Below are 24,175 nucleotides of genomic sequence, written 5' to 3'. Positions count from 1 at the left end.
CGACACATGCCGAGCCTATGACAGATAGCCCAGATCGGCCATGCGCTTCTCCAGCGCACGCCGTTCGTCGGCGCTCATTTGCTGGCCCGGATTGGCGGCCAGCGGGCCGTTTTGCAGGCGTTCGATCTGTTGGCGGAGTCTGAGCCCAACCTCGGGCTGGGTCTCGATCAGGTTGTGTCGTTCGCCCGGATCGGCCGTCAACTGATAGAGTTCTTCGGGCAGCTCGGGATTTTCCGGCGCATAGATATATTTCCACTCCGCCGTCCGCCAGCCGACCCGGCGGTCGCGCGGATCGGAGTGGATGCGCAGGAAGGCTTCGAGGTAGGCTTCGAGCCCGAGCGGCGTGTCTGTGGCCAGGGCCGGAACCAGGCTGCGACCGTGGATGTCGTCCGGCGGCGTCAGTCCGGCCAGCTCGAGCAGGGTCGGCAGCACATCAATTTGGCGCACCGGCTGCGTGACGGTCTGCCCGGCGGGGAGCTGGGGGTGGGCCGCGGGACCGAGGAAGGAGAACACCAGCGGTACCCGAATCAGGTCTTCGTACACGTCCATCTCGTGTCCCTCGCGCTTGGCGATGGACGGGCCGAAGACGTCGCGCAGCAGGCGATAGGTCCGGTAGCCGAGATCGGTCTTGACCAGCTTCTCGCCGTGGTCGCCGTGGACGACGACAATCGTATTGGGCGGCAGGAGATCGATCACCGAAGCCAACTGGTCATCCAGACACGACAGCGCCCGCTCATAGCGGTTGCGCCCGTAGGCCCGGCTGCGGAACCGGGGCAGAATATGCCGGTGGTGGTGGAGTTCCCACAGGTGCAGAAACCCGAACCACGGCTGGTGGTAGGCGGTTTGCAGGCGGTGGCGCAAGTCCGTTCCCCAGTCGGTCGACAGATAGGCCGGGCCGTCGCGGAAGTCGTAGGTGTCGAAACCCCGGTCAAGCCGGGTTTCGGGGAACAGCGGCCCGCTGACCTCGGCATAGGTGTGATAGCCGTGGGCCTTGAAGACCTCGACCAGGGAGGGCACCTGGGGGCTCAGCTTGAGCCCGAAGATGGAGCGTATGCCGTGGACAAAGGAATAGGTGCCGGTCAGCAGACTGGCCACACACGGTGTGGTCGAAGAGGCCGACGAGACAGCCTGGGTACAGCTGACTCCCGAGCGGACCAGCCGATCCAGGGTTGGGGTCTGGCAACCACGTCCCTGGCCGAAGAGGGCATCGGCCCGCAAGCAGTCGATCAGCAGGACGAGAATATTCGGCGGTGACATCATGTAGGGCTATCAGCTATCAGCTGCCGAGGGCCCGCTCAATAACCTCGAGGACCTGGGACGGCCGGATGCGCTGCATGCAGCGGCGGCCGATGCGGCACTGCCGCGTATAACACGGGCTGCACGCCGCAGGTCCGGTGATCACCCACTGCTGCGAACCCCAGGGCGCCGAGCGGACCGGGCTGGTTGCCCCCCACAGCGAGACCACCGGCGCGCCGCTGGCGGCCGCGATATGCATCGGTCCCGAGTCGGGTCCGAAGGCGAGGCGACAGCGCGTGAAGATGCCGATCAGGTCGCGCAGGCTGGTCTGGCCGCTCAGGTCGGTGACCCCCGGGCCGCCCGCCCGCCTGACCGTCTGGGCAAACGCCACCTCGTCCGGGCCCCCGAGCAGAACCACCCCCAGGCCGTGCTTGGCGCGCAGCGCCCGTGCCACCTGGGCGGTCGATTCGGGGAACCAGAAGCGGCTCGGCCAGCGCGAACCCAGGAAAAAGGCGGCAAACGGCTGCGACGTATCGCCCAGCAGCCGCTCGACCCGTCGCTCCTCTTCGGGACGCAGGCGGAGCCCGAACTCCACCGCCGGGGGTTCCTCCAGTCCTAGACGCTCGGCAAACTTGAGATACTGGCCCAGCTTGAGCGAAAAATCGGCCACCGGTTCGATGGCATGGGTATTGAACAGCCAGTTGCCCTCCTTGGTGTTCACGCGGTGGAAACCCAGCCGCACCGGTGCGGCCGACCACCAGCTGACCAGACCGCTTTTGGCGTGGCGTTGCAGGTCGAGCACCAGATCAAAACCCTGGCCTCGAACCGCGCGTAGAAAAGGAATGAAAGCCCGCAGGCCGCGCGCCCGGTGGTAGATCAGGACATCGTTCAGGGCCGGATGATACTCCAGCAGCGGCGCTGCGGCCGGCTCGACCGCCCAGGCAATATGGCTGTCGGGATAGGCGTGTCGAACCCGCATCAGCAGCGGCAGGGCTCTGGTGACATCGCCGATTGCCCCGAGCAGAACGATCAGAATGCGCCGGGGGCTCGGAACGCTCAGGGGCGGCGGAGAGGTTCGCATGGGGGACTGCTCGGCAGCGTCTCGGGGTGAAAAATCCAAACGACTGGGGGAAGGGTGCATGGCGTCCGGCCCCGCCGATTTCAGCTGACCGGTGGGTATCCTATCCGCTGACGGATTGGCCTGTCGAGCCGGGCCGGAAAATCCGTCGCCCTATTGATGGGAAGCGCGGTTTACGCTACAGCAGCCTAGGGGCAAGGTTTGTGGCAATGGATCTTGCTCGTGAGGAGCACGACATCCATGCCAGACGCACGACAGCAGTTATTGGCCGCCCTGGTCGAGCAGTCCTACCGCTGGGACCCGGTCAAGCAGTTTCGGCTGGCCTCGGGCCGGCTGAGCGACTATTATCTGGAGTGCAAACTGACGACCTTTCAGGCTCACAGCCTGCCGCTCGTCGGCCAGCTGCTGTACGACATGCTCAAGGGCCGCGCGGTGGCCTGTGGCGGACTGACCCAGGGCGCCGATCCCCTGGCCCTGGCCCTGGCCTACTACAGCGCCGGGCAGGCCGATCCGATCCAGGCCTTCAGCGTCCGCAAAGAACCCAAAGCCCACGGGGCGCGGCGCTGGATCGAGGGCTGCGCCCGGCCCGGCGACCGGGTCTTTGTGCTCGACGACGTGGCGACGACCGGCGGCTCGACCATCAAGGCAATTGAGGCCTGTCGGGAGGGCGGTTTAGATGTCCGGGGCGCCCTGGTCCTGGTTGACCGTGAAGAGAACGACGGGCTGAACAACATCCGGGCGGCGCTCGGCGAGGCATTGCCCGTCCTGACTGTCTTCACCCGCACCGAGATCGAAGCCTGCCGGCGCGAGTCTCAGCCTGCCTCACCCCCAGCCCATTAAACAGACTGGAAAGGAGGACATCCATTGGCAGAAACACAAGGATGGCAAGACGAAACGGTCCAGGTTGCTGGTACCGAGTTGGTAGTGACGACAGGGGGCTCCGGCCCCGCATTGCTCGTGTTGCACGAGGAACTGGGACACCCGGGCATTACCAGTTGGCATGAAGAGTTGGCCCGGACGCATACGCTCATGATCCCCCACCACCCGGGTTTCGGAAAATCGCCCCGGGTCGAGTGGGTCAACAATGTACGCGACCTGGCCGGTTTTTACGCCCAGGCGATCCAGGACAGGGGGCTGGCTCCGGCCAACGTCATCGGGTTTTCGCTGGGCGGCTGGGTTGCGGCGGAAATGGCGGCCGCCAACGCTGCCCAATTCCGGCGTCTGGTGCTGGTCGGCGCAACCGGCATTCGACCGCCCGAGGGCGAGATCAAGGACATGTTTGTGGTGACCGCCCGGGCCTATCTCGATGCCAGCGTTGCTGACATGGAAAACACCCCGGAATTCGCCAAACTGTACGGCGGCGAGCAAACCCCCGAGCAGTACGAAGCCTGGGAAGACGCGCGGGCCGAGACCGCCCGTATCGCCTGGGAGCCGTATATGTTCTACCCCAGCCTGGGGCCCCTGCTGGCCGGGGCAAAAGACCTGCCGACCCTCATCATCTGGGGCAGGAACGACGACGTTGTCCCGCTGAGCGCGGGTCAAGCCTATAACAAGGCGATTCCGGGCTCCGAGCTGGTCGTCTTCGACAACTGTGGCCACCGGCCCGAGATCGAACAGACCGAGGCCTTTGTCGAGCGGGTTCGGCGCTTTTTGGCCTAGCCCTGCGGTGACAGCCGACCGGGGCGGTTCGTCCGTCCCGGTCGGAGCCCCTAGGACCGATAGGCGGTATACTCCCGTCCGAACGCCTCGCGGGCGACAATGCCCTTCATGATCTCCGGCGTGCCGTCGCCGATCTCCAGACCCAGCACATCCCGCCAGCGCTGTTCCAGCGGCGCGTCCATGCTGTAGCCGTAATGGCCGTGCAGAATGATGCAGGCGTGAATCGCCTCGGCCGAGAACTTGGGCCCCATCCATTTGGCCATGGCCGCTTCTTTGGTATGTTTGCGGCCCTGGTCCTTGAGCCACAGGCACTTGTAGGACACCAGACGCGCCGCTTCGAGCAGGCTCAGATGCTCGGCAATCTGGAACGCCACGCCTTCAAAGGTGGCCAGCGGCTTGCCGAAGACGATCCGGCCCTTGGTGTACTCGATAGTCTCGTCCAGCGACTGCTGGGCGGCGCCAACGCAGGCCAGCCCGATAATCGCCCGGTTGAAATCAAAGGCGACCATGGCCTGCTGAAAACCCCGGCTCTCATCGCCGACCCGATTGCGGGCCGGCACCCGCACCCCGTCAAAAAACAGCGAGCCGCGCTGGGTCAGCCGTTCGCCCGGACTCTTATACACCTGGCGGCTGACGCCCGGGCTGTCGAGCGGGACCAGAAAGGCCGACAGGCCGTGGGCGCCCTGCTCACCGGTGCGGGCAAAAACAATGCAGGCGTCGGCATAGCCGGCAAAGGTGATGGAGGCTTTTTCGCCGCTGATGACGTAGTCGTCGCCCATCTTTTGGGCCCGGGTGGTGATGCGGGCCGCGTCTGAGCCGGCGCTGGGCTCGGTCAGGCCAAAGGCGATAACCGCGTCGCCCCGGGCGTGTCGGGTCAGCCACTCGGCCTGGACCTCGGGGTGGGCGTAGTCGGCCAGCAGTTCTGAGGCGATCAGGCCCAGCTGGATATACAGACTGTAGTTGAAGTCGCCCCGTGACAGCTCCTCGGTCATCAGGCCGCAGGTGACGTAATCGACCTCTTGGCCGCCAAACTTTTCCGGCACTCGCAGCCCGAAGATGCCCAGTGCGGCCGCCTCCCGCAGCTCGTCACGGCTGATCGTGTGACCCGCATCCCAGTGGGCGTATTTGGGCAGCAGTTTTTCCTTGGCGTACTGGCGCAGGCTGTCTTGAAGCAGGCGCTGCTCTTCACTAAAGGTGAATTCCATGGCTCTCCTCTCAGCGGGGCAGGTGGGGGCATGGTACTGGCCACGGGCAGGGGCTGCAAGATATGCGTGGCGCTATGCGGGCCCACGGTACGCTTCGCTTTTTTGGTCGGAGTGGGCTATAAGGCAGGCGATCAGGCTGGGCAATGCGTTCGTCTCAATGGGGCGGTCGCCCTGCGCCACTTCGGTCCGGCCTGAAGGAGCCAAGGAGCCAGACATGGATTTCAGCTATTCACCGGCAGAAGAACAGTTTCGTGACGACGTGCGGGCCTGGATGGAGGCCAATGTGCCGGACGACCTGCGGGGCGGCAAGGACGAAGACCTGGAGCCCGCAGAACGCTGGCAGCGCGGCCTGGACTGGCATCAGAAGCTGCACGAGGGGGGCTGGGTCGGCCTGTGGTGGCCCGAGGAGTACGGCGGGCGCGGAGCATCGCTGCTCGAACAGGCCATCTTTAACGAGGAGATGAGTCGTCTGGGTGTATCGCAAGGGGTGAACCTGAGCGGGATTTCGCTGCTCGGGCCAACTCTGATGCACTGGGGCACGGAGGCCCAGAAGCAACGCTTTCTGCCCAAGATTCTGCCGGCCGAGCACATCTGGTGTCAGGGCTATTCCGAGCCGGGCTCGGGCTCGGATCTGGCCTCGATCCAGACCCGGGCGGTTGAAGACGGCGACCAGTTCGTGGTCAACGGCCAGAAGGTGTGGACAAGCTGGGCGCAGTACTCGGACTGGTGTTTTGTGCTGGTCCGGACCGACCCCGACGCTCCCAAACACAAGGGCATCAGCTATATCCTGGTCGATATGCACAGCCCCGGCGTGACGGTCCGCCCGCTGGTCCAGATCAACGGCGATGCGGAGTTCAACGAGGTCTTTTTTGAGGACGTGCGGGTGCCCAAGGAGAATCTGGTCGGAGACCTCAACCAGGGCTGGATGGTGGCGATTACGACCCTCATGTTCGAGCGGGTGTCGAGCAGCAGCTTTTATCGCTTCGAGAAGCTCCTGCCCCAGCTGCACGAGGTCGCCCGCCGGGTCGAGTTGAACGGGCGTCCGGCGATTGAGGACGAGGCCGTGCGCCAACAGCTGGCCCAGTTCTCGATCGAGGCCGAGGCGGTCAAGTACAACGAGCTGCGGCGGCTGACCCGCCAGCTCCACGGCCAGCCGCCGGGACCCGAGGGTTCGTTCTCCAAGATCATCTCCACCGAGCTGAATATGCGGGTCGTGGACTTTGCCATGGAACTCTTGGGACCGTATGCGGTGCTGGCCAAGGGCTCGCCGTTTGCGGTCGATCAGGCCCGCTGGTCGTATCGGATGCTGAGCGCGCGGGGCGGCACGATCGCCGCCGGGACGAACGAGATTCTGCGCGGAGTGATTGGCGAGCGGGTGCTGGGGCTGCCCAAGGCACGCTAGGGCTCAAACGCTTGACACTGGCGAGCGGCTTGGACTAGCATTTCAGCCGACCCGAACACTCCCGGCTGAGGGCAAAGGAGGAAGCCATGGCGAATGGAACAGCGACCAAGATGTGGGCCTTGCCCAACGCAACCCTGACCGTGCCCCAGAGCCTGCTGGCCCACGGCGGGGCTGACGATCTGGTGGAGATTCCGTGTCCGGCCTATCTGATCGAACACCCCAAGGGTCTGGTCCTGTTCGATACCGGCTGCCATCCGGCTGCGGCCGATGACCCGGTCGGCCACTGGGGACCGTTCGCCGAAGCCCTGCAGATCAACTATCCCAAAGAGCTGTTGCTCGACCGCCAGATTCAGGCCCTGGGCTACAAGATGGACGATATCAAATACGTGATCGTCTCCCACCTGCACCTCGACCACACCGGCTATCTGCACGCCTTTCCGAACGCCAAGTTCCTGATCATGGAAAACGAGCTGCGCTACGCCTACTGGCCGGATACGCACCTGCGGGACGTGTTCGTGTTCAAGGATATCGTGCCGACCCGCAATTTCGACTGGCTGGAGTTACAGGGCGATTTCGACGTGTTTGGCGACAGCAGCCTGCACCTGCTCAAGACCCCGGGCCATACGCCGGGCGAAAGCTCGCTGTACGTCCACCTGCCCAACCGCTCCATCCTGCTCGTTGGCGATACCCTCCACCTGCGGATGCAGTTCGACACCCTGGCCGGTATGCCGCTGGACACCGATCCGGCGCAGTCCTCGCTGTCGATTCAGCGCATCAAGGCCCTGCGCGACCTGCACGAGGCCAGCGTCTGGATTTCGCACGACCCCGAAGACTGGGTCGAGTTTCCGCACGCGCCCACGCCGATCGAATAGGCCTCCCCGGGAGAAGACCCATGCCGCTGTACGAATACCACTGCGTCGCCTGTCAGCTCACCTTTGAGGAGTTAAGCTCAATGCGTGAGTCCAACAAAAAGAAGGCGTGTCCGAGCTGCGGCAAACGCGCCCCCCGGATTGTGTCGGCCTTTGCCATCAGCTCCGGCGCGGTTGATGTCCACGCCGGACAACAGCCCCGGCCCAGCCCTCAGAATCAGCACCAGCGGCCCCTGTGCATGCGCTACCCGCAGGTCCCGCTGTCGTGCCACATGGACGAATATTCGGTGAAGCGCTTTGCCGCCCACAGCGTCGGCCGGGGCAACGAGTTTGACGATACCACGGCCAAGGCGGCCGAGGTGCGCAAGCAGCGTGGCCTGCCCGAACCCAGCTATGCGCCGCCCTCGCACGGCCATGACCACACTCACGGCCACAGCCATAAGAAGAGCACCGACAGCAAGAATTTCCGCCGCCACGCCCATTCGCGCGATCACGGTCCCACCAAGGGTAAGACCGCGGCCAAGGCGGCGCATAGCCACTAGCCATGGCAGCCCCACGCCCCGCCTGTGTCTGTCTCCCGGCGGGTAGAGGGCTGAACGGTATCCCGACCAGCGGAGAGACGCCATGCATGTTGCGGTTCTCGGCGCCGGGGTGCTTGGCCTGAGCACGGCTCTTGTGGCCCAACAGCGCGGCTGGACCGTTAGCCTGTACACCGACCGTCTGCCGCTGCACACCACCTCGGTCAAAGCCGGCGCCAGTTTCAAGCCCCACGCGGTGGGCTATACCGCACACACCCGGCGCCTCCTCGAAGACAGCTGGACCGCGTTTGAGCGGGTGCTAGCCGAGGCTGGCGCGGTTGCGGGCGTGCGTAAACACGTCCACTGGGAGGCCAGCAGCGCGCCCCGGCCCCCGGCCGACTATCTGTCAGTGATGCAGCAGGTACGCATCCTGGAACGGCCCGAGGTGCCCGGCGGCTACGCCTTTGGCTGGAGATACGTGAGCTTTTTTATTGACATGCCCGTGTACCTGACGTGGTTGATGGCCCGGTTCGAGCAAAACACGGGCCGTGTCGTGGTTGTCGGCCAGCCGTTCACCGACCTGGAGCAGTTGGCCGGTCTGCCGGCCGAGGTTATTTTCAACTGTACCGGCCTGGGCTCGCGCCGGCTGTGTCACGACCAACGGCTGATCCCGATCAAGGGCCAAGTCGTGGTCGTCGGCCCCCGACCCGACATGGACTGGTCGATCAACGCCGACGGGTTTTATGTATATCCGCGTAAAACCGAGACCCTGCTGGGCGGCACGACCGAGAGAAATATCTATACCGAAACGGTCGACAACGGGGCGCTGCACCTGGTGATTCACGGCAACAAGCGCATCCTGCCCGGTCTGGAGCTGGGCGATGTCCGCCGGGCGTATGCCGGGCTGCGGCCCTACCGCGAGGGCGGCAGCCGGATTGAGGCCGAAGAGCGAAACAGTCGGCGTATCGTCCACAACTACGGCCACGGCGGAGCCGGGGTGACCCTGTCGTGGGGCAGCGCCCGGGCCGCCCTGGCGTGTGTCTGAGCCATGGCCCTGACACTTGAGCGGCTGCGCAACCGCTATCCGCAGTTCAGGTATGAACGCTACTCCCACGCTCTCCGCGGGCGGCGCTGGACGCTGGGTTTCCGTTTTGTTGTCGAGCCGGATATTGTCTTTGAGCCCCAGCTGAGCCTCGACGTGGTCAATCCCGCACGGCTCGACAGCCTTGAACCGTGCGTCCTCAACAACCTGGTCTTCCACCTCGGCCTGATTGAGATGCTGAGCTATTGGAAGGCCACCTGCTCGCCCCAGATTGTTGTCCAGGCCGGTTATTTGGACGCGCGGCAGATCGACTGGTGGACAGATCTGCTGCTGCACGGGATGCGGGAGTTCTTTTACCGCAACCGCATCAACTACAAGCAGCCGGATTTTGTGCGATTGAGCAGCACCCACGCCCCGCCCGCCCGAATACCGGTCTACACCCAGGCCCTGCACGACGAGCAGGATCTGCTGCTGCTCAGCGGCGGCAAAGACTCCGCGCTCAGCGTGCGGTTGTTGCGGGACGGCCAGCGGTCGTTCAACGCCCTGCTGCTGAACCCGGCCCCGGCGGCGCGCGCCCTGGCCGATTTGGCCGCCTGCCCGGCCCCGATTATTGTCAGCCGGGCGATTGATCCCAGGCTGTTGCGGCTCAACGCCGGCGGCTATCTGAACGGCCACACGCCGTTTTCGGCCTACCTGGCCATGCTCGGGATGGTGGCGGCGGTGGTGGGCAACTACCGCCGGATTGTGGTCTCCAATGAGCGCAGCAGTGAGGAGGACTCGGCCCGGTTTCTGGGCAGCGGGGTCAATCACCAATATTCAAAAACCCTCCGTTTTGAGCGCGCCTTTCAGTGGTACAGCCGTCGCTATGTGGCCAGCCGAGCCCACTATTTCAGCCTCCTGCGTCCCCTGTACGAATTGCAGATCACCCGCCTGTTCGCCCGTTATCCCGAGTATTTTTCGGTGTTCAAAAGCTGCAACCGCAGGCTCAAGGAAGACGCCTGGTGCGGTGAGTGCGCCAAGTGTGTGTTTGTCTTCACCGCCTTACATCCTTTTCTTGAGGCCGATGAGCTGCACGCCATTTTTGGCCGCGACCTGTTTGCCGACGAGCGCTCGGTCGGCCTCATTCGCGAGCTGCTGGGCTTTCACGAACACCGGCCGTTCGAGTGCGTGGGAACCAGCCGCGAGGTTTTGGCCGCCCTGTATCTCAGCATTCGCCGAGCCGGGTCGGCGCCCCTGCCGGCGGTGTTGCGTTATGTGGCCGCCGAAGTGCTGCCCCGGTCTCCCGACCTCGCCGCTCTGACCGCCGAGCTGCTCGGCGGCTGGGGCGAGCGCCACAGCCTGCCCCGAGCCTATGTCGGGCTGCTGCGCCGTGGTCTTGACCGGAAGATCGGCCCGGCGGCCCAGAAAGCGCAGGCCGGCCGGTGAAGTTTTCCGCTCTCGAAACCCCGTCGGTCCTTATCCTGGGGCTGGGCCAGGAGGGGCTGTCCAGCCTCGAGTTTCTGTGCCGGCGTTTTCCCGGCAAACGCTTTGGGGTGGCTGACCGGGCCGAGTTCGATGGGCTGAGCGGGCCGGCCCAGGACCGCCTCCGCGCCCAGTCCGGGCGGCTGCGGCTTCACCTGGGGGCGGACTATCTGAACAGCCTGGCCGACTATGATGTGGTTATCAAATCCCCCGGTATTCCTCCTACCTTGCCCGCTATCCAGCGGGCTGCGGCCCAAGGCAAGCTCACCTCACACACCGCCCTCTTTTTCAGTAACTGCCCGGGGACGATTATCGGCATTACCGGCACCAAGGGCAAAAGTACAACCGCCGCCCTGACCCACGCCATCCTGCGGGGCGGCGGAATGCACGCGCGGCTGGTCGGAAACATCGGCCGACCGCCGCTCGATATCTTTGCCGACACCAACGCTCGGACCGTTTTCGTCCATGAGCTGTCCTCGCACCAGTTGGAGGGCTTACGCCACAGCCCGCATATTGCCGTGGTGCTGAACATCATGCCCGACCATCTGGATTACTACCCGAGCTTCGAGGACTATGTGCGGGCCAAGCTGAATATCGCCCGCTTCCAATCGGCCGGGGATTATCTGATCTATAATGCCGAATCGGTCCGGCTGAGCCGGGCGGCGGCCGACTCCCGCGCCCGGACTCTGCCCTTTTCGACCCGGCGACGCCTGGACCGGGGCTGTTTCGTGTCGTCGGGCAGGCTCGTCTGGCGCTCGGAAGCGGGCGGCGAAGAACCGCTGCTGGCTGTTGCAGACATTCCGCTGCCGGGCGATTTCAATCTGCCCAACGTGCTGGCCGCAGTCGCAACGGCTCGGCTGTTGGGGATCGGGGGCGAATCCCTGCGCAGGGCCGTGCGCGGCTTCGAGGCTCTGGAGCACCGCTTTGAGCGGCTCGGTCCCTACCGCGACATCAGCTTCTACAACGCCCCGCTGGCGACCGTGCCTGAGGTCACCCTGGCCCACTTGGCCGCCCTTGGCCCGGACGTGCAGACCGTCCTGCTGGGCGGTCATGACCGCCACCTCGACTTCTCCGAGCTGGCCGGGCGACTGGTCGGCGGCGGGATCAGGAACTTGGTGCTGTTTCCGACCAGCGGAGCGCGGATCTGGCAGGCGGTCCGCGCCCGGTCGGCGGTGGCGTTGCAGCCCGCGCCGCACGCTTTTTTTGTCAGCAGCATGGAACGTGCCGTGCGGCTGGCCTACGCGCATACCGAGCCGGGAAAAATCTGCCTGCACTCGCCGGCGTCGCCGAGTTTTGGGCTGTTCAAGGACTATCGGGAACGCGGCCGGCTGTTCAAAGACTGGGTGCGGCGTCTGGCCGGCGACGGACACGGCCTAGAGACATCCCGGCCGATGCGATAAAGGAGAGGCTGACAAAGGAGGACCTACGGCATGCCAGACACCCCCAACTTCCCCCGTCCTATTCCCAGCTTTGACGCCCAGCCGTACTGGGATGGCTGTCAGCGCGGCGAGCTATGGATGCAACGCCACAAGGAGTCCGGGCAGTGGTATCCGCCCAACCTGTTCGGGCCGTGTGAGGTCCTGGGCCGGGAGTGGGTCAGGGTCAGCGGCCGGGGCACGGTCTACTCGTACACCATTATCACCCATCCGGTGCATCCCGCAGCCAGGGAAAAGGTACCGTACAACGTGGTCCAGGTTCAGCTCGACGAAGACCCCGAACTCATCATGGTCAGCAGCCTGGAGCACGTCAGCAACGAAGACATCAGGATCGGCATGCCGGTCGAGGTCATCTTTGAAGAGCATGAACCCGAGGTATATCTTCCCAAGTTCAAACCCGTGTAGGAGGGCGTATGCAACTCGATCTGGAGGGCAAAGTCGCGATCGTGACCGGTGGCAGCAAGGGCATTGGGCGGGCCACGGCGCTCAGCCTCATTGCCGAGGGTGCATCGGTGCTGGTGTGCGCCCGGGGTCAGGACGCCCTGGATGAGACGCTCAGGCTGGCCGGCGAGCAGGGGGCGGGGAAAATCCTGGCCATGTCGGCCGACCTGACCCAGGCCGAGGTGATCACGGCGGTCGTGGCGCGCTGCATCCAGGAGTTCGGGCGGGTGGATATTCTGGTCAATAATGCCGGCAGCGCGCGGCCGGGCGATTTTTTGGAGCTGCCGGACGAGGCCTGGCTGGACGACTGGACGCTCAAATTTTTTGGCTACATGCGGATGGCGCGGGCGGTCTTGCCCCACATGCAGCACCAGCAGGGCGGGGTGATCGTCAATGTCATCGGCACCGGCGCGCTCAAGCCGATGGGCAGCTACATGATTGGCGGGGCGGCCAACGCCGCGCTCAACCATTTTACCAAGGCGCTGGCCGACGAGGGCTCCAAAAAGAAGGTCCGGGTGGTGGGGGTGAATCCGGGTCCGATCCTGACCGAACGCCTCCAGCGTTTCATCTCGACCTTCAGTCCCCAGAGCGGCAGTCCTGAGGAAGCCTTGCAGAAGATGACCCCGATCGGCCGGGTCGGCCAGCCCCAAGAGGTGGCCGACCTGATCCTGTTTCTGGCCTCGGACAGAGCCGCGTTCATTCATGGGGCGAATATCACCATTGACGGCGGGGCAAACCAGGGCTTGATGGGCTAGGGGCCGAGGCGCAGACCATGGCCCCCCCGAGCGAGGCGACTGAGCCGGGCAGGCTGTACGTGGTGGCCACCCCGATTGGCAACCTCGAAGATATCACTCTGCGCGCGCTGCGCGTCCTCAAAGAGGTTGACCTGATTGCGGCTGAGGATACCCGCCGCACCCGCCGGCTGCTGGTCCACTACAATATCAGCACTCCGCTGACCAGCTATTACGACCAGATCGAACGCAAAAAAGCGCCGGCTCTGCTCGACAAGCTGCGGGCCGGCCAGTCAATCGGCCTGGTCAGCGACGCGGGCACGCCCGGTATTGCCGACCCCGGCTACCGCCTGGTGCAGGGCGCCTGGCAGGCCGGCGTGTGCGTCGTGCCCGTCCCCGGCCCGTCCATGCTGACCGCCCTGCTGAGCATCGGTGGGCTGCCCACCGACCGGTGCGCCTTCGAGGGCTTCCTGCCGGCCAAACAGGGCCAGCGTCGTAAAGCCCTGCTGCGTTTGCAGACCGAGACCCGCACCCTGGTGGTGTTTGAATCCCCCCACCGTCTGGCCGAAAGCCTGGCCGACATGTGTGACATCCTGGGTGACCGTCCGGCAGTCATCGGCCGTGAGCTGACCAAGCGCTTTGAAGAGGTGTTGCGCGGTCGGCTGAGCGAGCTGCAAACGCGCCTGCACGGGCGGCCCATTAAGGGCGAGGTGGCGCTCCTGGTCGCCGGCTGTGATGAACAACAGACGCCACTCGACGCTTTGGCCCTCGGCCACCACATCGACCAGCTTGCGGCCGAGGGCTTGGCGCTCAAAGACATTGCCCGGATTCTGAGCCAGCGGCACGGGCTGTCCAGGCGGGAGGTGTATGCGCTGGGCGTACGGATGAAAAAAGCCGAGAACCGGGCAGGGGAGGCGTCCTGAGTTCTCGGAGCCGGCGGTGCGAGGCCGGGTTGTTTGACCCTGTGCCTGAAATCAACTATATCCGTACAGACCGCTACCGCAGGGCGTGCTACGATCGCCCAGTTCCAAAGGTTTTACGCAAAGGTGGGTTGAACCCGCATGGAATTTCCCCGCATCAAACGACTGCCGCCCTACCTGTTCGCCACCCTCGACAAGATGAAGATGGAGGCCCGCTGGGCCGGCGAGGATATTATTGATTTTGGCATGGGTAATCCAGACCAGGCCTCCCCTCGGCACGTGGTCGATAAACTGGTCGAGGCGGCCAACAAATCCCAGAATCACCGCTACTCCAGCTCACGCGGCATCTATAAACTGCGCGCGGCGATTTGTGACTGGTATCGGCGTCGCTTCGATGTTGAGCTCGATCCAGACTCCGAAGCGGTGGTGACCATCGGCTCAAAAGAGGGGCTGTCACACCTCGCCCTGGCCATCCTGGGGCCGGGTGAGGTCGCCATCTGTCCCAGCCCGACCTATCCCATCCACCAGTACTCGATTGTGATGGCCAACGCCGACCTGCGGGTCGTGCCGCTGATGCCCGGCCAGGACTTCTTCGCCTCGCTGCAGGAAACCGTACGTCAGTGCTGGCCGAAACCCAAGATGCTGTTGATCAACTTTCCCCATAATCCGACCACGACGGTCGTCGAACTGGAGTTCTTTGAGCGCGTGGTCGATTTTGCGCGGGACAATGATCTGTTTGTGGTCCACGATTTTGCCTACGCCGACCTGTTTTTTGACGGCTACCGCCCGCCGAGTTTTCTGCAGGTGCCGGGCGCAAAAGATATTGGGGTCGAGTTTTTCACCCTGTCCAAGTCGTACAATATGCCGGGCTGGCGGGTCGGCTTTGCCTGCGGCAACCCCGAAGCCCTGACCGCCCTCAGCCGCCTCAAGAGCTATTTTGACTACGGTATTTTCCAGCCCATACAGATTGCGGCCATTCACGCTCTGAACGGACCCCAGGACTGCGTCGAAGAGATTCGCCAGCGCTACCTGGTGCGGCGCGATGTGCTGATCGACGGCCTGGAACGGCTGGGCTGGCATATCCCCAAGCCCCGGGGCACGATGTTTGTCTGGGCTCCGGTGCCCGAGCCGTTTCGGGAAATGGGCTCCATGGACTTCGCCAAGTTCCTGCTGACCGAGGCCAAGGTGTCGGTCTCGCCGGGAATCGGTTTTGGCCCGTATGGGGATGACTTTGTCCGCTTCGCCCTGATTGAGAATGAGCAGCGTACCCGCCAGGCTATCCGGGGCATCCGCCGGGCCTTTGGCGGGGCGGACAAGCGTGCCGTCAACGACGCAAACGTGGGGTCGGCGTGGCAGCGGGTGAGCTGAGGCTGGGTCTCATCGGCCTGGGCACGGTGGGCAGCGAGGTTGTCCGCCTGCTGGAGCAGAACGCCGACGCTCTGGCCCGCAAACGGAACTGCCGCTTACGCCTCGTCCATGTGGCCAGCCGCAGCATTCATACCAAACCGCACCCCGACCTGAGCGGCGCCCGTCTGTCAACAGACCCTTGGGCGGTGGCCCGCGATCCCGAAGTCGAGCTGGTGGTTGAGCTGATCGGCGGCACCGAGCCGGCCCGCTCTCTGTTGCTGGCCGCTCTTGAGGCTGGCAAGGCGGTGGTGACCGCCAACAAGGCCCTGCTGGCCGTGCACGGTGAGGAGATTTTTTCGGCGGCCGAAGAACGTGGCGTGCCGCTCGGCTTTGAGGCCAGTGTGGCCGGCGGGATTCCCATTCTGCGCACCCTGCGCGAGAGTCTGGCGGCCGACCAGAATCACGCCCTGTTCGGGATTGTGAACGGCACCTGTAATTACATCCTGACCATGATGCGGGAGCAGGACGCCGAGTTTGAGACGGCCCTGCGCAGCGCGCAGGACGAGGGTCTGGCCGAGGCTGACCCCAGTTTCGACATTGACGGCATTGATGCAGCCCAGAAGCTGACCCTGCTGGCCATGCTGGCCTTTGGCGTGCGGGTGCCCTTTGACGCGGTCTACACCGAGGGTATCCGCCAGCTGAGCCAGACCGATATCCTGTTTGCCCGAGAATTCGGCTACGAGATCAAGCTGCTGGCGATTGCCAAGCAGGAGGACGGTCTGGTCGAGCTGCGCGTCCATCCGACTATGGTGCCCCAGCGCAGCCTGCTGGCCGGGGTGGGCGGCGCCTATAACGCGATTTTTGTCCAGGGCCAGGCCCTCGGTTCCTCATTGTATTTCGGCCGTGGGGCGGGTGGCCCGCCGACTGCGGCGGCGGTGGTCTCGGATATTCTGGACGCGACCCGGACCTGCGGCCTGGCCTCGGCCCGTCAACTGCCCGGCCTGGGCTATGCCTGGAAAGAGTTGCGCAGCGCGCCGATCCGCCCTATGGACGAGGTCGTGAGCGAGTACTATGTCCGCTTCCAGGTTGCCGACCGGCCGGGAGTGTTGGCCGCCATTGCCGGCAGGCTGGCCGAGCAGTCGATCAGCATCGCTTCGGTCATTCAGCGCGGGCGCAGCAATAGTGACGCGTCTGTCCCCCTGGTCATCCGTACCCATGCTGCGGGTGAGCGCAACCTCAAAGCCGCCCTCCGGCAGGTGAACCAGCTGCCGGTCGTCGAGGGCCAGGCGGTGTGCGTCCGCATTGAAGAAAATCTCGGCTAGCAGCCTTGGGGAGAAGGAGGGACGTCTTATGGCTGACGGCGCGTTTGCTGAACCTCTGGCTGTATCGACACCGCCCCCGTTTCGGGCCTGGTTTGGCTGCGCATCCGGCTGTAGCGGGCAGTGGCCGCTCAATCAGATCATGTATTACTGTCCCAAGTGTGGCAGTCTGCTCGATGTTCAGCACGATCTGGATGCGCTCAGAACCCGCCCGCCCGAGGACTGGAAACGGCTGTTTGATGATCGCTACCGACGGACCACCTACCCCTATGGCAGCGGGGTGTGGGGCAAGAAGGAGATGGTGTGCCCGGCGGTCGACAACGGCAATGTCGTGTCCACCTATGAGGGCGGCTCCAACCTGTTCTGGGCCGAGCGGCTGGGCCATCAGATCGGGCTCGAAGACCTGTGGGTCAAGCAGTGTGGGACCGCCCATACCGGATCGTTCAAGGACCTGGGCATGACCGTCCTGGTCTCCATGGTCAAGCAGATGATTGCCGAGGGGACGCGTATCCCGGCCGTGGCCTGCGCCTCGACCGGCGATACCTCGGCCGCCCTGGCCGCCTATTGTGCTGCGGCCGACATTCCGGCCATCGTTATTCTGCCCCGCAACAAGGTCTCGACCGCCCAGCTGATTCAACCCATGGCCAACGGTGCCCTGACCCTGTCCCTGGACACCGACTTTGACGGCTGTATGCGGGTCGTGCGCGAGCTGTGCACCAGGGAAAACATCTATCTGGCCAACTCCATGAACAGCCTGCGGCTGGAAGGCCAGAAGACGATTTCGCTGGAGATCGTCCAGCAGTTTGACTGGGAAGTGCCCGAGGTGGTGATCGTGCCGGGCGGCAATCTGGGCAATATCACGGCCATTGGTCGCGGATTTTTGCTCCTGCGGGATGTCGGCCTGATTGATCGGCTGCCGCGCCTGGTGTGCGCCCAGGCTGCCCGGGCCAATCCGCTGTACCGCAGCTATGTCCGGGGCTTTGAGTCGTACCGGCCGGTGCGGGCCAAAAAAACCCTGGCGTCGGCCATTCAGATCGGCGATCCGGTCAGCGTGCACAAGGCGATCAAGACCCTCAAGGCGTTTGAGAGCAGTATTGTCGAGCAGGCGACCGAAGAAGAGCTGGCCGACGCCGCAGCCCTGGCTGATCGGACCGGCCTGTTCAACTGCCCCCACACCGGGGTCGGACTGGCCGTCCTGCTCAAGCTGCTCAAGCGCGGCGTGATCACCGCCCGTGAGCGTGTCATTGTCATCTCGACCGCCCACGGGCTCAAATTCACCGATTTCAAGCGGCGCTACCACGAGGGCAAGCTGCGGGGCGTCGCCTCGCGCTACGCCAACCGGCCGGTCGAACTGGCGGCCGACTATGAACACGCCCGGGACGCGATTTTTCGTGCCCTGGAAAACAGTAGCCACTGATGCACCCCCGATCCCAGCCGGGATCGTTGACTGAGTGACGGGGTGAGCACCCCGGACTGAGGAAGCTGGTATGAAGTACGTCGTGCTGCAAGGTGATGGCATGGCCGATTGGCCGGTACCGGAGCTGGGTCATAAAACTCCCCTCGAGTATGCCCACACCCCCAATATGGACCGGATTGCGGCCCGCGGCAGGCTGGGGCTGACCCACACGATTCCCGACGGCTATCCGCCCGGCAGCGATGTGGGCACGATGAGTCTGCTCGGTTTTGACCCGCGCGACTATCACACCGGCCGCTCACCGATTGAGGCGGCCAGCATGGGGGTCGAGTTGGGGCCGACCGACATTGCCTTTCGGTGCAATCTGGTCAGCTTTGCCACCCAGGCCGACGGCCGCGAGGTGATGCACGATTTTACGGCCGGTCATATTCCGAGTGAAGAGGCGGCCGAGCTGATCGACGCGCTGAACGCTGAACTCGGCGGAGCCGAGCTGCGCTTTTACCCCGGGATGAGTTACCGGCACCTGCTGGTCTGGCACAACGGCACGGAAGCCATGACCACGACCCCGCCCCACGACATCACTGATAAGCCGCTCGCCGGCCATTTCCCCCACGGCCAGGGCGCCGAGCGGCTGTGCGCCTTGATGGAGGCCTCGCGCGAGATTTTTGCCGAGCATCCGGTCAACCTACGGCGGCGCGAGCAGGGCCAGACTCCGGCCTCCGGCATCTGGCTGTGGGGCCAGGGCCGACGGCCTGCGGTGCCCACCCTGCACGAACAGTTCGGGCTCCACGGCGCGGTCATCTCGGCCGTTGATCTGGTCCGCGGTATCGGCGTGCTGGCCGGCCTGGAGGTGATTCTGGTACCCGGCGCGACCGGTTTTCTGGACACCAACTATCTGGGCAAGGCCGAGTATGGCCTGGAGGCACTCAGGCACAAAGACTTCCTGTTTTTGCACGTCGAGGCCACCGACGAGGCCGGGCACATGGGCGCGGCCGACAAAAAGGTCCAGGCGCTTGAGGATTTTGACCACAAGGTTGTCGGCACCATCCTGGAAGGGCTCGGCCGCTTTGCCGAGTGGCGGCTGTTGCTGATGCCTGATCACGCGACCCCGGTCGCCATCAAGACCCACTCCGACGACCCGGTGCCGTTTGCCGTGGTGTCGTCGCGCGAGTGGCAAAACGCTCCCCCTCGGGACGTGGCCTACAACGAGTCGAGCGCCAAGCAGACCGGACTCGTCGTCCCCCAGGCCTGGCACATCATGCCCCGCTTCATCCGCGGCCAGGCCATTGGCGCGGATGCCTGAGGTCGGAAGCGTATGGAACGCAACCTCGCCCTCGAAATGGTCCGGCTCACCGAAGCTGCGGCCCTGGCGTCGGCCCGACTGATGGGCCGGGGAGACGAAGTTGAGGCCGATTATGCTGCGGCCGAAGCCATGCACAGCCTGTTTTCGGTTATTGAGTGCGACGGCCAGATCGTCATCGGCGAGGGTGAGGAAGAGGCGATTCCCATGCTGTACGTTGGCGAGAAGCTGGGCAACGGCTCCGGGCCGCCTATTGAGCTGGCGCTCGACGCCCTGGAGGGCGCGACCTCGTGTGCGACCGGTTCGTCGGACGCCATCTCGGTCATCGCGGCCGCCGAGCCGGGCGGCTTTCTGCGCTGCCCGCCCAACTGTCACATGGACAAGATTGCGGTCGGGCCGGAGGGCCAGGGCGAGATCGATCTGGACAAGCCGGTTGAAGACAACCTGTTGGCGGTGGCCAAGGCCAAGGGGGTACCCGTCTCCAACCTGACGGTGGTCGTGCTGGATCGCCCCCGCAACGAAGCTCTGATCGGCGAGCTGCGCCGGCTCGGCACCCGGGTCAAACTGATCGGCGATGGCGACCTGTCGGCCGCCCTGGCCACCACCCACGAACCGGCCGGAGTCGATTTGCTGATGGGCATTGGCGGGGCAGCCCAGGGCGTGTTGGCTGCGGCCGCGCTGCGCTGTATTGGCGGCGAAATCCAGGGGCGTTTTCGGCCCCGCAATGAGGACGAGGCCAAGCAGCTGCACGATCTGGATATCTATGACTTTCGCAAGAAGTATGGCACCGAAGAGCTGGCCGGAGGGAATGTCATGTTTGCCGCTACCGGGGTGACGACCGGTGGCTATCTGACCGGTGTGCGCTTCTACAGCGGGGGGGCGATGACCAATTCGGTCGTAGTGCGGTCTGAGACCCGAACCCTGCGGCTGCTGGAAACCTTTCACCACTTTGAGCAACACCCGGAGTATTAAGATGGCCTATGAGAATATTGTGTTTGAACAGGACGGCGCGGTCGGCATCCTGACCGTCAATCGGCCCAAAAGCCTGAACGCGCTCAACCCGGCCACCGTGCAGGAAATTGCGGCCTGCCTCGAACAGGTGCGCCCCGACGCCTCGATTCGCTGCCTGATTATCACCGGCGCGGGCGAGCGGGCGTTTGTGGCCGGGGCCGACATTTCGGCCATGGTTGAGATGTCGCCGCTCGAAGGCAAAGCGTTTGCGAGTAGTGGCCTGAATGTCGGTCGAACTCTCGAAGAACTGCCCATCCCGGTGATTGCCGCAGTCAACGGCTTTGCCCTGGGCGGCGGAACCGAGCTGGCCCTGGCCTGCGATCTGATTCTTGCTGCGGACACGGCCAAGTTCGGGCAGCCCGAGATCAACCTGGGGGTGATTCCGGGCTTTGGCGGCACCCAGCGCCTGGCCCGCCGGATCGGTCTGCCGCTGGCCCGCGAGCTGATCTACACCGGCGATATGATCGACGCCGAGACCGCGCTGCGCTACGGCATCGCCAACCGCGTTGTGCCCCTGGCCGATCTGCTGACCGAGGCCAAAGCCCTGGCCCAAAAAATTGCGACCAAGCCACCGATCGCCATTCGTCAGGCCAAGGCCGCGATCAATTCGGGGATCGACATGGACATCGCCAACGCCAGCCGATTCGAGGCCGAGGCGTTTGCCATGACCTTTGCGACCGAGGACAAGCGGGAAGGCATGGCCGCCTTTCTGGAAAAGCGCGCGGCCAAGTTCACGGGCAAGTGAGGGCGTAGCCCGCCACCGAAGCGTCCCCTGTAGAGGAGAGACACGCCAAGCCGTGTCTTTTTTGATGCGCTTGCCTGCCGGGGAGGAGAGGGAAGCCCGACCTGTCGTTCGGCCAAGACGCTCTCCCCGACAGTTGATCTCTGAGCCGGGCAGGTTAAGATAGCCGGGATCGGAAAGGCGTGTGTTCCGACCGTGGTCCGAGCAGGTGTCATGCGCCGACTTTCCGTTGTTAAGGAGGATCGATGAACAAACACGAATGGCTGACCCAGAAGTATCCCAGGCAGGGCGAACGGCTGGAACGTTTTTCGACCATCTCCGATATGGAGGTCGCGCCGCTGTACACCCCCGAAGACAAGAACGGGACGGACTATGAGCGGGACATCGGCCTGCCGGGCGAATACCCGTATACCCGTGGGGTGTACCCGAATATGTACCGCGGCAAGTTCTGGACCATGCGCCAGTTTGCCGGTTTCGGGACGCCCGAGGATACCAACCGGCGCTTTCGGCTGCTGCTGTCGGAGGGCCAGAACGGTCTGTCCACGGCCTTTGATATGCCGGTTCTGATGGGCTACGACGCCGACAGTCCCCGCTCACTGGGCGAGGTCGGCCGCGAGGGCGTGTCGGTCTCGACCCTGAACGATATGAAACGTCTGTTCGACGGGATTCCGCTCGATCAGGTGACCACCTCGATGACGGTCAACTGTACGGCCAGCATCATCCTGGCCATGTATATCGCGGTGGCCGACCAGCAGGGCGTGCCGCGCGAGCAGCTGGGGGGGACGATCCAGAACGATATGCTCAAGGAGTATATCGCCCAGAAAGAGTGGATCTGTCCGCCTGAGCCGGCGGTGCGGATTGTGACTGATATGATCGAATTCTGCGCCAAACAGGTGCCGCGCTGGCACGCGGTGTCGATCTCCGGCTACCACATTCGTGAGGCCGGCTCGACCGCGGTCCAGGAACTGGCCTTTACCCTGGCCGACGGCATCGGCTATGTGCAGGCAGCTCTGGAGCGCGGCCTGGACGTTGATGAGTTCGCGCCCCGGCTGTCTTTCTTCTTTGACCTCCATAATGACTTCTTTGAGGAAATCGCCAAGCTGCGGGCGGCCCGGCGCATGTGGGCCAAGATCATGAAGGAACGCTTTGGCGCCAAGCAGCCCAAATCGCTGCTGCTGCGCACCCACTGCCAGACGGCCGGGGTGAGCCTGACCGCCCAGCAGCCGATGAATAATGTCGTCCGGGTGGCCGTCCAGGCCCTGGCCGGGGTGTTGGGCGGCACCCAGTCGCTGCACACCAACTCGATGGACGAAACCCTGGCCCTGCCGACCGAGCAGGCGGTGATGGTTGCTCTGCGAACCCAGCAGATCATTGCCGAAGAGAGTGGGGTGACCAACACGATTGATCCCCTGGGCGGCAGCTGGGCGATTGAGGCCCTGACCGACCGCATCGAACAAGACGCCTTCGCCTATATTGATCGGATTGATGAGTTGGGCGGGATCATCAACGCCATCAATACCGGCTATCCGCAGAAGGAGATCGCCGACTCGGCCTACCGCTACCAGCAGCAGCTCGACGCCGAGGAGAAGATCATCGTCGGCGTCAACAAGTATCAGGTCCCGCCCGAGGAACGCCCGCTCGAGCTTCTCAAAATCGAGCCCGAGGTGGAGCGCAGCCAGATTGAGCGGGTCAAAAAGATCAAGGCCGAACGTAACCAGACTGCGGTCAGCGAACATCTGGGCCGGGTGCATGCCGCAGCCCGCAATGGCACCAATCTGATGCCGCCGCTGATTGAGGCGGTCAAAGCCTCGTGTACCCTGGGCGAAATCTCGGATGTCTACCGTGATGTGTTTGGGGTCTACCGCGACCCGGCTTGGTTGTAAGTCTGACAGGGGGGTCTCATCCGCTCTGCCTGGTCCACAGGCCAGGATGAACCGCCTCGAATCGCCATGACGGAGGGTTTCTGTGTCCGACAAGAACGTGTTACGCATTCTGGTGGCCAAAGCTGGCTTGGACGGCCACGATAGAGGGGCCAAGATTATTGCCCGCGCCCTGCGCGACGCGGGTTTTGAGGTGATTTACACCGGCCTCCATCAGACGCCGGAGATGATCGCCGAGGCTGCCGTCCAGGAAGACGTGGACGCCATCGGGCTGAGCATTCTGTCCGGGGCGCACATGACGCTCTTTCCGGCCATCATGAAAGCGCTCGACGAGCGCGGGGCTGAGGACATCGCGGTCTTTGGCGGCGGGATCGTGCCCGATGACGATATCCCTCAGCTCAAACAGGCCGGGGTCAAAGAGATCTTCACGCCTGGGGCGAGTACCCAGACCATTGTCGACTGGATTCACGAGTACGTGGAACCGCGGGCCGGGGTGGTCTGAGGCGTGACCTACGATGTCGCGATCGTCGGGACCGGGCCGGCCGGGACGGCCACGGCCCTGTCTCTGCTGAAGGCCGAGCCGCAGCTGCGGGGCAATATCCTGCTGCTCGACAAGGCCCGCCATCCCCGCGACAAGATCTGCGCCGGCGGGCTCATTCCGCATACCCTCAACTGTCTCGATGAGCTTGATGTCCCGCTCAGCATCCCCCATGTGACGGTTGACCGGGCGTTTGTTCGGGTGCCGCCCGAGCGGCAGGTGGTGTGCGAGGACGGCGGCCTGTGTTCGATTGTCCGGCGCAACGAATTTGACTTCTTGCTGGTCCGCGCCGCCGAGGAGCGGGGAGCCGAGGTCCGCCAGGCCGAGAAGCTGATCGATGTGGTGCGAGAGCCGGACAGCGTCCGCCTTGTCACTGATAAGCAGACCTACCGGACCCGGGTTCTTGTCGGGGCGGACGGTTCGGGCAGTCGGGTGCGCCAGCGACTCGTCGGCGCACCGCCCCTGCCGCTCGGCAGGGCGGTGATGTGTGACGTGCCGGTGGCCGACACCAACTGGGACGGGTTTGGCCGGCAGCGCTACGATTTTAACTTTTTGCCCGTTCCCCACGGCTTGCCGGGCTATCTGTGGGCCTTTCCGTGTCTCATCGCTGGGGTGCCGCACGTGAA

At 64.3% G+C, this 24,175-nt stretch carries 23 protein-coding genes; 20 read left to right on the top strand and 3 right to left on the bottom strand.

Features of this window, described 5'->3' with window-relative positions; genetic code table 11:
• Positions 1-15 precede the first annotated feature (15 nt).
• Positions 16-1,260, bottom strand: coding sequence for a sulfatase (locus tag J4F42_04020; protein MCE2484654.1), 1,245 nt, complete (start codon positions 1,258-1,260; stop codon positions 16-18).
• A 16-nt stretch (positions 1,261-1,276) separates the two neighbouring features.
• Complete coding sequence (locus J4F42_04015; GenBank protein ID MCE2484653.1) at positions 1,277-2,317, bottom strand: glycosyltransferase family 9 protein; 1,041 nt, start codon at positions 2,315-2,317, stop codon at positions 1,277-1,279.
• 237 nt (positions 2,318-2,554) lie between these two features.
• On the opposite strand from J4F42_04015, the gene pyrE reads away from it, so the two are divergent.
• The gene (gene pyrE, locus J4F42_04010) at positions 2,555-3,154 is read left to right on the top strand and encodes an orotate phosphoribosyltransferase (protein MCE2484652.1); all 600 of its coding nucleotides are present in this window, start codon (positions 2,555-2,557) and stop codon (positions 3,152-3,154) included.
• 24 nt (positions 3,155-3,178) lie between these two features.
• Positions 3,179-3,973 (top strand): alpha/beta hydrolase, encoded by a 795-nt coding sequence (locus tag J4F42_04005; GenBank protein ID MCE2484651.1) that lies wholly within the window; start codon positions 3,179-3,181, stop codon positions 3,971-3,973.
• A 50-nt stretch (positions 3,974-4,023) separates the two neighbouring features.
• On the opposite strand, the gene J4F42_04000 is transcribed toward J4F42_04005, so the two are convergent.
• Positions 4,024-5,178: an acyl-CoA dehydrogenase family protein gene (locus J4F42_04000; protein MCE2484650.1), complete on the bottom strand. Its 1,155-nt coding sequence runs from the start codon at positions 5,176-5,178 to the stop codon at positions 4,024-4,026.
• Between the two features lie 214 nt (positions 5,179-5,392).
• Between J4F42_04000 and J4F42_03995 the strand changes: the two genes are divergently transcribed.
• The 18 genes from J4F42_03995 to J4F42_03910 form a co-directional block, all read left to right on the top strand.
• Entirely contained in the window at positions 5,393-6,580 is a 1,188-nt protein-coding gene (locus tag J4F42_03995) for an acyl-CoA dehydrogenase (protein ID MCE2484649.1), read from the top strand.
• 86 nt (positions 6,581-6,666) lie between these two features.
• On the top strand, positions 6,667-7,452 hold the full coding sequence (locus tag J4F42_03990) for an N-acyl homoserine lactonase family protein (protein ID MCE2484648.1): 786 nt from the start codon (positions 6,667-6,669) through the stop codon (positions 7,450-7,452).
• A gap of 20 nt (positions 7,453-7,472) precedes the next feature.
• Positions 7,473-7,991 carry a zinc ribbon domain-containing protein gene (locus tag J4F42_03985; protein ID MCE2484647.1) on the top strand — a complete coding sequence of 173 codons (519 nt, stop codon included), beginning with the start codon at positions 7,473-7,475 and terminating at the stop codon, positions 7,989-7,991.
• Positions 7,992-8,073: 82 nt separating this feature from the next.
• Entirely contained in the window at positions 8,074-9,012 is a 939-nt protein-coding gene (locus tag J4F42_03980; protein ID MCE2484646.1) for an FAD-dependent oxidoreductase, read from the top strand.
• Between the two features lie 3 nt (positions 9,013-9,015).
• The gene (locus J4F42_03975; GenBank protein MCE2484645.1) at positions 9,016-10,434 is read left to right on the top strand and encodes a hypothetical protein; all 1,419 of its coding nucleotides are present in this window, start codon (positions 9,016-9,018) and stop codon (positions 10,432-10,434) included.
• The gene (murD, locus tag J4F42_03970; protein ID MCE2484644.1) at positions 10,431-11,870 is read left to right on the top strand and encodes a UDP-N-acetylmuramoyl-L-alanine--D-glutamate ligase; all 1,440 of its coding nucleotides are present in this window, start codon (positions 10,431-10,433) and stop codon (positions 11,868-11,870) included. The genes J4F42_03975 and murD overlap by 4 nt, the downstream gene beginning before the upstream one ends.
• A gap of 30 nt (positions 11,871-11,900) precedes the next feature.
• Entirely contained in the window at positions 11,901-12,311 is a 411-nt protein-coding gene (locus J4F42_03965) for an OB-fold domain-containing protein (protein ID MCE2484643.1), read from the top strand.
• A gap of 8 nt (positions 12,312-12,319) precedes the next feature.
• The gene (locus J4F42_03960) at positions 12,320-13,102 is read left to right on the top strand and encodes an SDR family oxidoreductase (GenBank protein MCE2484642.1); all 783 of its coding nucleotides are present in this window, start codon (positions 12,320-12,322) and stop codon (positions 13,100-13,102) included.
• Between the two features lie 17 nt (positions 13,103-13,119).
• A complete protein-coding gene (gene rsmI, locus J4F42_03955) occupies positions 13,120-14,001 on the top strand; it encodes a 16S rRNA (cytidine(1402)-2'-O)-methyltransferase (protein ID MCE2484641.1) in 882 nt (293 codons plus the stop codon).
• A 138-nt stretch (positions 14,002-14,139) separates the two neighbouring features.
• A complete protein-coding gene (locus J4F42_03950) occupies positions 14,140-15,366 on the top strand; it encodes an aminotransferase class I/II-fold pyridoxal phosphate-dependent enzyme (protein MCE2484640.1) in 1,227 nt (408 codons plus the stop codon).
• Positions 15,348-16,667 carry a homoserine dehydrogenase gene (locus tag J4F42_03945; protein ID MCE2484639.1) on the top strand — a complete coding sequence of 440 codons (1,320 nt, stop codon included), beginning with the start codon at positions 15,348-15,350 and terminating at the stop codon, positions 16,665-16,667. Before J4F42_03950 ends, J4F42_03945 begins: the two co-directional genes overlap by 19 nt.
• 28 nt (positions 16,668-16,695) lie before the next feature.
• The gene (gene thrC, locus J4F42_03940) at positions 16,696-18,081 is read left to right on the top strand and encodes a threonine synthase (protein ID MCE2484638.1); all 1,386 of its coding nucleotides are present in this window, start codon (positions 16,696-16,698) and stop codon (positions 18,079-18,081) included.
• A 70-nt stretch (positions 18,082-18,151) separates the two neighbouring features.
• Entirely contained in the window at positions 18,152-19,381 is a 1,230-nt protein-coding gene (locus J4F42_03935; GenBank protein MCE2484637.1) for a cofactor-independent phosphoglycerate mutase, read from the top strand.
• Between the two features lie 12 nt (positions 19,382-19,393).
• Entirely contained in the window at positions 19,394-20,350 is a 957-nt protein-coding gene (glpX, locus tag J4F42_03930; protein ID MCE2484636.1) for a class II fructose-bisphosphatase, read from the top strand.
• A gap of 1 nt (position 20,351) precedes the next feature.
• Positions 20,352-21,134, top strand: coding sequence for an enoyl-CoA hydratase/isomerase family protein (locus J4F42_03925; GenBank protein MCE2484635.1), 783 nt, complete (start codon positions 20,352-20,354; stop codon positions 21,132-21,134).
• Positions 21,135-21,376: 242 nt separating this feature from the next.
• Positions 21,377-23,014, top strand: a complete 1,638-nt coding sequence (locus J4F42_03920; protein ID MCE2484634.1) for a methylmalonyl-CoA mutase family protein — start codon at positions 21,377-21,379, stop codon at positions 23,012-23,014.
• Between the two features lie 82 nt (positions 23,015-23,096).
• Positions 23,097-23,513 (top strand): cobalamin B12-binding domain-containing protein, encoded by a 417-nt coding sequence (locus J4F42_03915; GenBank protein MCE2484633.1) that lies wholly within the window; start codon positions 23,097-23,099, stop codon positions 23,511-23,513.
• 3 nt (positions 23,514-23,516) lie between these two features.
• Positions 23,517-24,175, top strand: a 659-nt coding sequence (locus J4F42_03910; GenBank protein ID MCE2484632.1) for an FAD-dependent monooxygenase, incomplete at its 3' end; no start/stop codon positions are given.

Source organism: Desulfurellaceae bacterium (assembly GCA_021296095.1).
Classification (GTDB): domain Bacteria; phylum Desulfobacterota; class Binatia; order Bin18; family Bin18; genus JAAXHF01.
The sequence above is the reverse complement of the archived record's forward strand: the minus strand, read 5'-3'. Positions and strand labels throughout refer to the sequence as shown.

Bases quoted from the DNA above. Each gene is read 5' to 3' on its own strand.
- J4F42_03925 (MCE2484635.1), top strand. From the start codon at position 20,352: ATGGCCTATGAGAATATTGTGTTTGAACAGGACGGCGCGGTCGGCATC.
- J4F42_03935 (MCE2484637.1), top strand. From the start codon at position 18,152: ATGAAGTACGTCGTGCTGCAAGGTGATGGCATGGCCGATTGGCCGGTA.
- thrC (MCE2484638.1), top strand. From the start codon at position 16,696: ATGGCTGACGGCGCGTTTGCTGAACCTCTGGCTGTATCGACACCGCCC.
- J4F42_03990 (MCE2484648.1), top strand. From the start codon at position 6,667: ATGGCGAATGGAACAGCGACCAAGATGTGGGCCTTGCCCAACGCAACC.
- rsmI (MCE2484641.1), top strand. From the start codon at position 13,120: ATGGCCCCCCCGAGCGAGGCGACTGAGCCGGGCAGGCTGTACGTGGTG.
- J4F42_03920 (MCE2484634.1), top strand. From the start codon at position 21,377: ATGAACAAACACGAATGGCTGACCCAGAAGTATCCCAGGCAGGGCGAA.
- J4F42_03950 (MCE2484640.1), top strand. From the start codon at position 14,140: ATGGAATTTCCCCGCATCAAACGACTGCCGCCCTACCTGTTCGCCACC.
- J4F42_04000 (MCE2484650.1), bottom strand. From the start codon at position 5,178: ATGGAATTCACCTTTAGTGAAGAGCAGCGCCTGCTTCAAGACAGCCTG.
- J4F42_03975 (MCE2484645.1), top strand. From the start codon at position 9,016: ATGGCCCTGACACTTGAGCGGCTGCGCAACCGCTATCCGCAGTTCAGG.
- J4F42_03960 (MCE2484642.1), top strand. From the start codon at position 12,320: ATGCAACTCGATCTGGAGGGCAAAGTCGCGATCGTGACCGGTGGCAGC.
- J4F42_04015 (MCE2484653.1), bottom strand. From the start codon at position 2,317: ATGCGAACCTCTCCGCCGCCCCTGAGCGTTCCGAGCCCCCGGCGCATT.
- J4F42_04020 (MCE2484654.1), bottom strand. From the start codon at position 1,260: ATGATGTCACCGCCGAATATTCTCGTCCTGCTGATCGACTGCTTGCGG.
- pyrE (MCE2484652.1), top strand. From the start codon at position 2,555: ATGCCAGACGCACGACAGCAGTTATTGGCCGCCCTGGTCGAGCAGTCC.
- J4F42_03995 (MCE2484649.1), top strand. From the start codon at position 5,393: ATGGATTTCAGCTATTCACCGGCAGAAGAACAGTTTCGTGACGACGTG.
- J4F42_03965 (MCE2484643.1), top strand. From the start codon at position 11,901: ATGCCAGACACCCCCAACTTCCCCCGTCCTATTCCCAGCTTTGACGCC.
- J4F42_03980 (MCE2484646.1), top strand. From the start codon at position 8,074: ATGCATGTTGCGGTTCTCGGCGCCGGGGTGCTTGGCCTGAGCACGGCT.
- J4F42_03985 (MCE2484647.1), top strand. From the start codon at position 7,473: ATGCCGCTGTACGAATACCACTGCGTCGCCTGTCAGCTCACCTTTGAG.
- glpX (MCE2484636.1), top strand. From the start codon at position 19,394: ATGGAACGCAACCTCGCCCTCGAAATGGTCCGGCTCACCGAAGCTGCG.